This window comes from Streptomyces sp. NPDC104096, from assembly GCF_055584385.1.
On record NZ_JBVJMD010000025.1, the window covers coordinates 58,675 to 70,521 of the forward strand.

8 protein-coding genes are annotated in these 11,847 nt (G+C 71.7%); 3 read left to right on the forward strand and 5 right to left on the reverse strand.

The annotated features are described in order from the left end of the window. Nucleotides 1-304: 304 nt before the first annotated feature. The 3 genes from ACZ60B_RS24425 to ACZ60B_RS24435 all read right to left on the reverse strand — a co-directional run bounded on the left by ACZ60B_RS24425 (nt 305) and on the right by ACZ60B_RS24435 (nt 5,090). The gene (locus ACZ60B_RS24425) at nt 305-2,029 is read right to left on the reverse strand and encodes a fatty acyl-AMP ligase (protein WP_469390302.1); all 1,725 of its coding nucleotides are present in this window, start codon (nt 2,027-2,029) and stop codon (nt 305-307) included. A 325-nt stretch (nt 2,030-2,354) separates the two neighbouring features. Further along, nucleotides 2,355-3,614, reverse strand: a complete 1,260-nt coding sequence (locus tag ACZ60B_RS24430) for an arginine deiminase (protein ID WP_469390305.1) — start codon at nt 3,612-3,614, stop codon at nt 2,355-2,357. A gap of 15 nt (nt 3,615-3,629) precedes the next feature. Continuing rightward, a complete protein-coding gene (locus ACZ60B_RS24435; RefSeq protein WP_469390307.1) occupies nt 3,630-5,090 on the reverse strand; it encodes a basic amino acid/polyamine antiporter in 1,461 nt (486 codons plus the stop codon). An 87-nt stretch (nt 5,091-5,177) separates the two neighbouring features. On the opposite strand from ACZ60B_RS24435, the gene ACZ60B_RS24440 reads away from it, so the two are divergent. Beyond that, complete coding sequence (locus ACZ60B_RS24440; protein ID WP_469390309.1) at nt 5,178-6,275, forward strand: baeRF3 domain-containing protein; 1,098 nt, start codon at nt 5,178-5,180, stop codon at nt 6,273-6,275. A 136-nt stretch (nt 6,276-6,411) separates the two neighbouring features. Beyond that, nucleotides 6,412-7,437: a Gfo/Idh/MocA family protein gene (locus tag ACZ60B_RS24445; protein WP_469390311.1), complete on the forward strand. Its 1,026-nt coding sequence runs from the start codon at nt 6,412-6,414 to the stop codon at nt 7,435-7,437. Here ACZ60B_RS24445 and ACZ60B_RS24450 read toward each other — a convergent pair. After that, nucleotides 7,427-9,451: a phosphocholine-specific phospholipase C gene (locus tag ACZ60B_RS24450; RefSeq protein ID WP_469390313.1), complete on the reverse strand. Its 2,025-nt coding sequence runs from the start codon at nt 9,449-9,451 to the stop codon at nt 7,427-7,429. The genes ACZ60B_RS24445 and ACZ60B_RS24450 overlap by 11 nt on opposite strands. Before the next feature lie 138 nt (nt 9,452-9,589). Further along, a complete protein-coding gene (locus ACZ60B_RS24455; protein WP_469390315.1) occupies nt 9,590-10,003 on the reverse strand; it encodes an SsgA family sporulation/cell division regulator in 414 nt (137 codons plus the stop codon). Between the two features lie 412 nt (nt 10,004-10,415). Between ACZ60B_RS24455 and ACZ60B_RS24460 the strand changes: the two genes are divergently transcribed. Further along, nucleotides 10,416-11,843 carry a PP2C family protein-serine/threonine phosphatase gene (locus tag ACZ60B_RS24460; protein WP_469390317.1) on the forward strand — a complete coding sequence of 476 codons (1,428 nt, stop codon included), beginning with the start codon at nt 10,416-10,418 and terminating at the stop codon, nt 11,841-11,843. The last annotated feature ends 4 nt before the right edge of the window (nt 11,844-11,847 follow it).

Genomic DNA, 11,847 nt, shown 5'->3' on the forward strand with positions numbered 1-11,847 from the left:
GGGCCGCAACGTGCTCCCGGGCCCGGCCGGGTGCCGGGTGTCGGACCGTCGGCGCGAACGGGCTCGCCCATGCCGGACGTACCCCCGCCGGCCCGACCGGGACCGGCCGCCGCGGGCACCCTGCCGTCGGCCCCGCGCCCCACCCGCCGCCGACGTCGGACCGGTGGCGCCGACGCACGCACCCACGATCGGCGCCGTACCGTCGGCGTCTTACCGTCCGCGTCGTACCGTCGGCGGCGACGGAGTCATCCGTCGTCGGCCTCGCACCGCACGCGCGGACGGACGGACGTGCCCGCGCCCGGTGTCATCCGGTGGCGGGCGCGCCCACCGTCGAGAGGGTGCCGTCGCGGTACGCGGCCCGGCAGGCGCGGCGCTGGATCTTGCCGCTGGAGGTCTTGGGGATGGTGCCGGGGTGGACGAGGACGACATCGTGCACGGCCAGCCCGTGGGCGTCGCCGATCGCGGCGCGCACCAGATCGGTGATCTTCTCGGCCTCGTCGGCGGCCTCGGGGGCCACCTCGGCGACCAGGACGGGCAGTTCGCCCTCCACCCCGGCGTCGATGGAGAACGCGGCGGTGCAGCCGGGCCGCAGTGCCGGGTGGCACATCTCGGCGGCGAGTTCCAGGTCCTGCGGGTAGTGGTTGCGCCCGTCGACGACCATCAGGTCCTTCAGCCGGCCGGTGACGAACAGCTCGCCGGAGCGCAGGAATCCGAGGTCGCCGGTGCGCAGGAAGCGGCCCTCGTGGCCGGCCAGAGTGGCGCGGAAGGTCTGCCGGGTGGCGAGGGCGTTGCGCCAGTAGCCCTTGGCGACGCTCGCTCCGCTCACCCAGATCTCACCCACCTCGCCCTCGGGGAGTTCGACGCCCTGCTCGGGGTCGGCGACGACGAGGGTGACGCCGGGGCCGGGGCGTCCGCAGCCGATCGCGGCCGCGTCCGCCGCCCCGGTGCGCGCTCCCGCGTCGGCCGGTTCCAGCAGGACCGGCGGGGTGTCCACCGAGCCGCCGGTGACCATCACGGTGGCCTCGGCCAGGCCGTAGCAGGGGTAGAAGGCCTCGCGGCGGAAGCCCGCCGGTGCGAAGGTGCCGGTGAAGCGGCGCAGGGTGGCGGCGCGGACCGGTTCGGCGCCGTTGAAGGCGACCTTCCAGGAGCTGAGGTCGAGGCTGTCGACGAGTTCGGGGGTGGCGTGCTTCAGGCACAGCTCGTAGGCGAAGTTGGGGCCGCCGCTGGTGTGCGGGCGGTACCGGCTGATCGCGGTGAGCCAGCGCTCGGGCCGCTGGAGGAAGTGCAGCGGTGAGAAGAGCGTGGTGGTCAGGCCGAGGTGGACGGTGTTCAGGACCGGCCCGATCAGGCCCATGTCGTGGTACGTGGGCAGCCAGCTCAGGACCAGTTCGCCGCCGTACTCCTCGATGGTGTCGGGGGTGTGGCCCATCCGTTCGGTGATGACCCGTTCGTTGTCGAGCAGGTTCCCGTGGGTCACGACCACGCCCTTGGGGGCGGAGGTGGAGCCGGAGGTGTACTGGAGGAAGGCGACCGAGTCGGCGGTGAGGTCGGGTGCGCGCCAGCCGTCCGCCGCGTCGTCGGGTATGTCCTCGGTGACCACCCGGGTGAGGTCGCCCAGTTCGGGCAGGTACGGCGCCAACTCGTCGAGCGCGGCGACGACTTCGCGTCCGCCCAGGACGACCTCGGGTTCCGCGTCGGCGATCAGCCGCCGCATCCGGGTCAGGGCACGGTGGTTGTGGGCCCTTCCCTGCGGGGGGACGCCCGGTACGGCGACGACGCCGGCCGAGAGGCAGCCCAGGTATCCGGAGATGAACTCCAGGCCGGGCGGGTAGAGCAGCAGGGCGCGGGACCCGGCCAGGCCGCGGTCCTGGAGCCAGGCGGCGACGGCCCGGGAGCGACGGGCGAGCCGGGCGTAGGTGATCTCCTGTAATGCTCCGTCACAGTCACCGGTGACGAGATAGCGGTAGGCGACGCGGTCTGGCTGTTGCGAGGCGTGCGTGGTCAGGACATCAACCAGGGAACGAGCCATGAGACGAGTTTCACCTGTCCGAATCTAAGAGAAAGGGAACTGGAGTTCGAAATTCAGGTCCCGCTGATGCGCGGAATCCCCCGACGAACCGGCCCCCTTGCCGGATCGCGCGCGCCGAAGACCTGCCCGGGAAGTCGCGGCACCTCGGCCGCCCACCACCGGCGTCCCCCGCTCGGCGCGCTACCAACGGGTAGACCATAGCAAGTCCGTTCGCCCGACAGGACGGACTCACGTAAACCCTGGATGTCCGACAAGGGGTCGATGACCAGGACTGATTGCACATTAAACCGATACCGACCGGTCGGGCAGTGTCCGGCGGCCGGCGTCAGAAGTCCACAGGGTCCCGCACGATCGGGCACGTCATGCAGTGTCCGCCGCCCCGGCCGCGCCCCAGTTCGGCACCGACGATGGTGATCACCTCGATACCGGCCTTGCGCAGCAGCGTGTTGGTCTGGGTGTTGCGGTCGTACGTGAACACCACCCCCGGTTCCAGGGCGACCGCGTTGTTGCCGCTGTCCCACTGCTGCCGCTCGGAGGCGTAGACGTCGCCGCCGGTCTCCACGACCCGCAGCTCCGGCAGGCCGAGCGCCTCGGCGACCACGTCCACGAAGGCCGTCGAGCCCTCGTCGGTGATCTCGATGCCCGCGGCCGCCTTGTCCGACGGCCGCAGGGAGAAGGTGTGCACGGCCTCCATGATGGCCGGATACAGCGTCACCAGATCACGGTCGGCGAAGGTGAACACGGTGTCGAGGTGCATCGCGGAGCGCAGCCTCGGCAGCCCGGCGACCACCACCCGCTCGGCGGCGCCCTGCTCGAACAGGGCCGTGGCGACCTGGGACACCGCCTGGCGCGAGGTGCGTTCGCTCATCCCCATCAGCACGACGCCGTTGCCGACCGGCATGATGTCGCCGCCCTCGAACGTCGCCTGCCCCCAGTCGCGTTCGGGGTCGCCCCACCAGACGGTGGACCCCACGTACTCGGGATGGAACTGGTAGATCGCCTTCATCAGCAGGGTCTCGCCGTGCCGGGCCGGCCAGTACAGCGGGTTGAGCGTGAGGCCGCCGTACAGCCAGCACGTGGTGTCCCGGGTGTAGAGGGTGTTGGGCAGCGGTGGCATCAGGTACTCGCGCACACCGGTCGACTCCCGCGCGAGGGCGAGGTAGCCGGTGCGGTACTCCTCCGGCAGGTCGGTGGTGGCCAGGCCGCCGAGCAGGAACGTGGCGAGCCGGGACGGGGCGAGGGTCTCCAGATAGGCGCGGGTGCCGTCGATGAGCCCCAGCCCGACCTCGTTCGCGGTGATCTTCCGGTCGAGGAGCCAGTCCCGGGCCCCGGGAATCGCCATGGTCTGGGCGAGCAGGTCGTGCAACTCCACCACCTCGACTCCGCGTTCGCTCATCTTGTCGACGAAGTCCGCATGGTCGCGCTGGGCGTTCTCCACCCACATCACGTCGTCGAAGAGCAGATCGCCGGAGTTGGTGGGGGTGAGCCTGCGATGGGCGAGCCCGGGGGCGCAGACGAGCACCTTGCGCAGCTTGCCGACCTCGGAGTGGACGCCGTACGCGGGGCGGGGGTCTTGACCGGTCATGGTGCACCTTCCGGGTCAGAGGCTGATCCAGCCGAGGGCCAGGGCGGCGATCCCGACCACCGCGCCGACCACCGACACGGCGAGGACGACGAGTTCACGGCCCGAGAACACCCGTCGGTCCTGCTCCCTGCGTGCCATCACGAACAGGGCGGTGGCGGGCGCGTAGACGATCAACGAGAGCAGCAGGAACGTGAGGCCGGCCGCGTAGAGGAGGAACGCGGTGTACACGGTGGCCAGCACGGCGACGAGCAACTCCCCCTGTCCGCGCCCGCTCGCGCCGCCCACCGCCGCCGCGCCCGGTCCGCTCGCCGCCGCGACACGCGCCCCCTCCCGGCGCTCGGCGAGCGCGACCCGTACCGCGAAGGCGGCGGCCAGCAGGAACGGGATCAGCGTCAGCGAGCTGGTGAGGTCGAGCGCGAAGTCGAACGCGTCGTCCGAGAAGAGGGTGACGATCAGGAAGACCTGGCTCAGCAGGGTGGACATCACCAGCGCGGGCACCGGCACGTCGGCCTCGGTGGAGCGTTTCAGGAACCGTGGCATGTCGTCGTCCTGGGCCGCCACGAACAGCACCTCGGCGGCCATCAGGGTCCAGGCGAGATAGGCGCCGAGGACGGACACGACCAGCCCGACGCTGACGAAGACCTGGCCCCAGGTGCCCACGGCGTACTCCAGGACGCCCGCCATGGAGGGCTGCCGGAGCCGGGCGATCTCACCCATCGGCAGCAGACCGTACGACACGATCGTCACCGACGCGAAGATCGCGAAGACGCTGAGGAAGCCGAGGACGGTGGCACGGCCGACGTCCTCGCGGCGGCGGGCGTGCCGGGAGTAGACACTGGCGCCCTCGACCCCGAGGAACACGAAGACCGTGACCAGCATGGTGCTCTCGACCTGCCGGAAGAGCGATCCGGCGTAGTCGGCGCCGGCGAAGTTGTCGGCGAAGACCTGGGGGTCGAGGTAGAAGAGCGCGAGCAGGACGAAGACGATGATCGGCACGACCTTGGCGACGGTGACGATCCGGTTGACGGCCGCCGCCTCCTTCACCCCCCGGCTGATCAGCAGGAAGAACAGCCACAGGCCCACCGAGGACAGCACCACGGCGAGCACCGTGTCGCCTTCGCCGAGGGCGGGGGCGACGGCACCGACCGTCGACATGATCAGCACCCAGTACGTCACGTTGCCGACGCAGGCGCTGGCCCAGTAGCCGAAGGCCGAGAAGAAGCCCAGGTACTCGCCGAAGCCCGCCTTGGCGTACGCGTACACCCCGGCGTCGAGGTCCGGGCGGCGCACCGCGAGCGTCTGGAAGACGAACGCCAGCATCAGCATGCCGGTACCGGCGACGGCCCACGCGATCAGCGCGCCGGCCACGCCCGTGTGCGCGGCGAAGCGGCTCGGGAGGGAGAAGACGCCCGCCCCGACCATGGATCCGACGACCATGGTGGTGAGGGTCGGCAGGCTCAGTTTCGCGACAGCCACGCGTGTGACACTAATAGTGAAATATCGGAAACAGGCGAATGAACTGCCCCAAATGCCTGACGGAGGAATCAGTCCTATCGTTCTGGTATGGAGCACGCACTCAGTCCAACGACCCTCGCCGAGCTGCGGCGACCGCGCCCCTACCCGGCGGTGTCCGTGCTGACCCCGACGCACCGCCGCGAGCCCGACAACGCGCAGGATCCCGTCCGGCTGCGCAATGCCGTGGCCGAGGCCAAGCGACAGCTGGAGACCGATCCCGCGGTCACCCGGTCAGGACGCACCGAAGTCGTCGACCAGTTGGACCGCGCGCTGGCCGAGGTCGACCTCGCGCACGCCGAGGACGGCCTGGTGATCTTCGCCGCCCCGGGAGAGCACCAGGTGTGGTCGCTGGCCCGTCCGGTACCGGAACGGGTGGTGCTCTCGGACACCTTCCTGACCCGGAACCTGGTCTCCGCGCAGGCGGCCGAGCGGCCGTTCTGGGTGCTGTCGGTCTCCGCCGACCGCGTCACGCTCTGGAACGGCGGCGCCGACCGGGTGGCCGAGGAGCGCATCGGCGATTTCCCGATGACCCGCGGCCTCGACAACTTCGACGCCGAGCGCCAGGAGCGCATCGGCGACCATGCCAGCACCTTCCGCGACGAGGGAACCCGCCACTTCCTGCGCGAGGCCGACACCGCGATGAGCCGGATCCTGCGGCACAGCCCGCGGGCCCTGTACGTCACCGGCGAACCGGCGGCGCTGTCCTGCCTGGCCGAGGCGGGTGGGGCCACCAGCAGGAACGCGGTGCACATCCCGCACGGGGGACTCGCGAACGCCTCCCCCGAGGCGGTGTGGCAGGCCGTACAGCCCGTGGTGGCCGCCGAGGCCCGCAGGAACGTGGAGTCCGTCCGCCGGGAGCTCGAATCCGCGCGCGGCCGCAAGGAGTTCGCGGCCGGCGTGGACGAGATCTGGCGCAACGCCATGGAGGCGCGGATCCGGCTGCTCGCCGTCGAGGAGAACTACCGGATCACGGTCCGCGACGACGGCGACCATCTGATCCCGGCCCTGAGCGGCGACCTGGACGCCCGCGAGGACATCGTGGACGAGATCGTCGAGCGGTGTCTGGAGACGGGCGCGGACGTCCGCTTCGTCCCGGACGGCACGCTGGGCGACGCCCAGGGCATCGCGGGCGTGCTGCGCTACTGACCGACCTCCGGCGCACGCGCACCGGCACGCCTGCGCGCTCTCCTGTCCCCTTGACGACCATGAAACGCTGGTCGCCGAGGACCCGCCCGGGCAGCACCGCTGCCCGCCGCGGGGCCCGGAAAGGAGCCTGGGAGTCGTGTCCGACCTGCTGGGGGTAGCTGTTCTGGGAGCCGGCCACATGGGTGCCGACCACATACGACGTCTCGCTCGGGTGGTGAGCGGCGCGCGGGTGGCCGCCGTCGCCGATCCCGACGCGGGACGGGCCAAGGAGGCGGTCGCCGGACTCGACGGTGTCGCGGTGCACACCGAGGTGGAGGCCGCCCTGGCGGCGCCGGGCGTCGACGCCGTACTGATCGCGTCGCCGGGTCCGGCGCACGAGGAGGCCCTGCTGGCGGCCTTCGACCGCGGTCTGCCGGTGCTGTGCGAGAAGCCGATGGTGCCGGGGTCCGCGGGAGCGCTGCGGGTGGTCGAGGCGGAGGCGCGGCTGGGCCGCAGGCTCGCCCAGGTCGGGTTCATGCGCCGCTACGACGCCGAGTACCGCAAGCTGAAGTCCCTGCTGGACAGCGGGCGGTTGGGACGGCCGCTGATGCTGCACTGCACCCACCGCAACGTCTCCTCGCCGCCCGGCTTCACCAGCGCCATGCTGATCGACAGTTCCGTGTCGCACGAGATCGACGCGGCCCGCTGGCTGCTGGACCAGGAGCTGACCGCGGTGAGCGTGTTCCGGCCCCGGGCCGCCTCGGGCGCCCCCGAGGGTCTGCTGGACCCGCAGTTCGTGCTCTTCGAGACCGCCGGGGGCGCGCTGGTCGACGTGGAGGTCTTCGTCAACTGCGGCTTCGGCTACCAGGTGCGCTGCGAGGCGGTCTGCGAGCAGGGCAGCGCCCGGATCGGCGAGGAGCACGCCATGGCCGTGACGGCGGCGGGGGCCGCGAGCCGGGAGGTGCCGCTGGACTACCTCGTGCGGTTCGCGGACGCCTACGACCGTGAGGTGCAGGCCTGGGTCGACGCGACCCGGCGGGGCCGGGTCACCGGGGCGAGCGTCTGGGACGGTTACGCCTCCTCCGTCGTCGCCGAGGCCGGGGTGCGGGCGCTGGAGAGCGGCGGCCGGGTGGGCGTGGAGCTCGCCCCGCGCCCGGACCTGTACGCGGGCGTCAGCCGCTGACGCTGGGGGCGCCGGTCTCCAGGTGGCCGGTGAACCGGCGCGACCAGGTGGTGTCGGAGTCGACGGTGACCGTGAGGTCGTACCAGCCGTTCTGGTACGCGACCACGTCGAAGAAGTCCTCCGTCGACCCGCCCGCCGCGACGCGGTGGGTCCACGGGCCGTCGGCGCGGTAGTGGTTCGCGGTGACGGTGAACGTGACCGCGGCGGCGGCCGAGTTGGTCATCCTCAGCCAGAGCGCCTCGCGGCCCGTGCCGGACTCCGGCGCGTAACGCGCGCTCACCTCGGCCGACTTGCCGACCTTGGTCGCGTCGCCCAGGAACCGGCGCAGGAAGCGGTTGGGGCCGAGCATGGTGAAGTCGTACTTGCCGTCGCCGTATCCCGCGCCGATGTTGAAGGAGTCGGTCGCGGTGGCGCCCGCGTCGACCGTGTACTGCCAGGGCGTGGTGTCGCGGTAGGCGTTGGGGTGGATCGAGAAGTGCGCCGCCCGGCTCGCGGGCGCGCCCTGGTTGGCCATGGTGAACCAGGCGAGGATCCGGCCGCTCGCGCCGAACTCCAGCCGGTCCAGCTGTCCGCCGGGCTGGTAGGGCAGGGCCCGGGCGGGCCTGGTGCCGGGCTCCTGGGCGGGCGGCGTGTTCGTGGTGGGGACCGGGTTGGGCAGCGGCCCGCAGGTGGCGTAGCCGATGACGCTCGTGGCGGGCAGGTCCACCGCGCCGTACACCGGAGCGGTGAAGTCGAAGACGCCGGTGAGGTCGCCGCTCACCCTGCGGCGCCAGGCGCTGATGTGGGGGCAGGCGGCGGGTTTGCCCAGGGCCGTCGTCCAGGTCTCCAGGAAGCGCAGGACCGAGGTGTGCTCGAAGACCTCGGAGGAGACCCAGCCGCCGCGGGTCCAGGGCGAGACCACGATCATGGGGACGCGGAAGCCGAAGCCGTACGGGACCCCGTTGAGGAACTCCCCGGCGGTGCCCGCGGGCGGGGCCGGCGGCGGCACGTGGTCGAAGAAGCCGTCGTTCTCGTCGTAGTTGAGGAACAGGACGGTGGAGTCGAGGACGTCGGGATCCGCGGCCAGCGCCCGGTAGACGAGGTCGACGAAGTGGGCGCCGTCGCCGGGCGGGGCGTACGGGTGCTCGGAGAAGGCCTGGTTGGGGACCACCCAGGAGACCTGCGGGAGCGTGCCCGCGAGCACGTCCGCCCTGATGGCGGCGGCGATGTCGTCGGGGGTCGAGCCGGTGGCCCTCGGCACGGAGGACATGCCCCGGTCGTACAGCGGGTCGCCCGCCCTGGCGGCGGCGAACTTCTTGAAGTACGCGCAGCCGTTGTCCCCGTAGTTGTCCCGGGCGTTCTGGTAGACCCGCCAGGTCACCCCGGCGTCCTGGAGTGCCTCGGCGTAGTTCTGCCAGGTCAGTCCGGACTCGTCGCCGCCGTCGTAGCTGGCCGCGTCGACCTTGCCGCTCCACAGGTAGGTGCGGTTGGGGCCGGTCGCGCTGAGCGTGGAGCAGAAGTAGGCGTCGCAGACGGTGTAGTTGTCGGCGAGCGCGTAGTGGAAGGGGATGTCGGCGCGGTCCAGGTAGCCGAGGGAGCGTACGTCGCCCACGCCCGGGACCCACTTGTCCATCCGGCCCTTGTTCCAGGCGGCGTGCTGTGAGGACCAGGAGTGCGGCAGTTCGCCGTTGCACTGCGCCAGGGTCTCGCCGTCCGCGCCGCCCGCCGCCGGGGTGGCGCTCAGCCGCCACGGGTACCGGCGGCCGGAGCCGTTCGGCTGGTCGAAGACGCCGTGGCCGCCGGCCAGGGTGACGCCGCTGCGGTCGTCGAAGCCGCGCACTCCGCGCAGGCGCCCGAAGTAGTGGTCGAAGCTGCGGTTCTCCTGCATGAGGATCACCACGTGGCGTACGTCCGAGATCGTGCCGGTGGCCGGCGCCGCGGCCGCGGCGGCCGGCCGGGGGCCCGTGCCTGTCGCGATGCCCGCCGCCATGGAAGCGCCCAGTCCCACGAAACCTCTTCGGCTGATCGGTGTCATTCGCCCCGCCCTCGTCAGCGGAGTGCCCTTGCGGCACACCGTCGCAAGGCTGCACGGGGCAGTCGTCGAGCTCCCTGCCCGCGCGGCGAGGTCGAGGTGAATAGCTGTCAAATGCGTCGCACAGAAGGCAACTTGTCTTCAGGCGGTGGGGAAGAGGGCCCTCAGCCCCTCGTCGACGGCGGCGGCGAGATCCTCCTCGCCGGGCGCCACGACCGCGTAGGTGCGGACCAGGAAGCGGCGCAGCGCGGGGGTGTCGAACTGGAGCAGCGCCATCCCGTGGGGGGAGTGGAACTCCAGGACGGTACGGGACCCCCCGCACGGCCAGATGTGCACGTCGCCGCCGCCCGCCGGGCCCTGGAGGCCGGCCTCCAGCAGCGTACGGCCGAAGGTCCAGGTGGCTCCCGCGCCGTCGAGGGAGACCTCGGGCGGGAAGTCGACGTGGACGGCGAGCGGGTCGGTGGCGGTGTAGCGGAAGACGGCGGGGACGGGAAGCTCCCGATGCTCCGCGGTGATCAGGCGGCCGTGGCTGGGCTGCTCGACAGTGACGTCCATGGTCGTTCTCCCCCGGAGTGGTTGGCTGGTCGCTCGGCCGGATCGCCGTCCTGTCTTTACGACCCCGTAGCGGGCCTTCGCATTACGCGAAGCCGATGACAATTTGATGTGACCTGCATCACTCGCTACGTGATGCGCTCACCCATAGAACAAAGAGGCGTCGAACACACGGCTGGACGCGCCCCACGGACTTCGTCGGTCCGCCAAGACGCGTACCTCGCCTACGTCTTACCTCCTCCGACCACGTACATCATTCACCCCGCCCCATCACGCCATGAAGACGCTGGCATATGTCAGAAGCACCACCGAATCGGGTGTTGCCGAATCCCTTACACGGAGTCGCGGGCTGTGCAACAGTCGTAACGGTCCTTCCGTCAGCCTTGGTCGTACCGTTCCCGCATCGGAGTGCGTCATGCCGTCCCCTCGCTCTGCGGACCGCCCCGCCGCGCAGCCGCCCGGACGCGGTTCGGTCGACGCGCTGATATCGCAGGCGCGACGGCTCAAGGGCGAGGTGGACGCCGTACGGCGCGACGCACCCGGCGACGGGACTCACCCGGAAGAACGCTGGCAGCGCGCTCTGTACGATCTGGCGCTGCATCAACTCGACGATCTGGACGCGCACTTGGCGCAGCTGCGGGACGGCCCGCCGGCGCCGCCCACCTCCGGGACGGCACCCGTGCCGCCGCCCGCACCCGCCGCACCCTGCGGCGACTCCCTGCTCAGCCGGGTCGGCAGCGCCGAATGGAACCTGCTGACCGACGAGGCCAGCTGGTCGGGCGAGCTGTTCGCCATCCTCGGCCGGGACCCGGCCGCTCCCCCGCTCACCCTCGACGAACTGCCCTCCCTGGTGCTCGACGAGGACCGTGCGCTGCTGACCGCCATGGTCACCGACTGCCTCGTCGACGCCAGGCCCATCGACGGCGAGTTCCGCATCAGGCGCCCGGACGGCGGCCTGCGCACCGTCCACATGATGGGCGAGCCCGTCCTCGACGCCGACGGCAGCACCGTCTCCATGTGGGCCGTAGTGCGCGACGTCAGCGAACTGCGGCGCACGCAGCGGGCGGTGACCGAGTCCCAGGACTCGCTGCGGCACCACCAGCACCGGGCCCGGACCGAGCACCGGCTCGCGGTCGAACTCCAGGAGGCCGTGCTGCCCCCGTGGCGCGGCGCCCTGCGGCTTCCGCACCAGGGACCCCGTGCGCTCGACCTGGCCGCCCACTACCTGCCCGCCTCGACGAGCACACTGATCGGCGGCGACTGGTACGACGCGCTGGAACTGTCCGACGGCGAGACCCTGCTGAGCGTCGGCGACCTCACCGGGCACGGCCCCACCGTCACCTCCGGCATGGCGATGCTCCTCGGCGCCCTGCGCGGCATGGCGATGGCCGGCACCGGGCCCGCCCAACTGATGGCATGGCTGAACCAGTTGATGGACGCCACCGTCCAGCCGGCCCTCGGCAGCGCGGTCTGCTGCCGCTACCGCCCGGACACCCGCACCCTGGTGTGGGCGCAGGCCGGACACCCCGCCCCGCTGCTGTACCGCGACGGGACGGGGCGCAGGCTCGACTCCCCGGACGGCGTACTGCTCGGCGCCACCTCGGGCGCCGTGTACGGGCAGGCCGAGGTGACCCTCCAGGTGGGCGACCTGCTCCTGCTGCACACCGACGGGCTGGTCCCCGGGCGCAGCCGGGACACCGCCGTGGACCGACTCCTCGACCTGGCCCCGCGCTTCGGCGAGGCGCGCACCGCGCAGGACTGTGTACGGATGGTCGTGGAGGAGTTCGGCGGGGCCGAGCGGCAGGACGACGCGTGTGTGCTCCTGGCCCGCGTGGCCTCGTGATCGC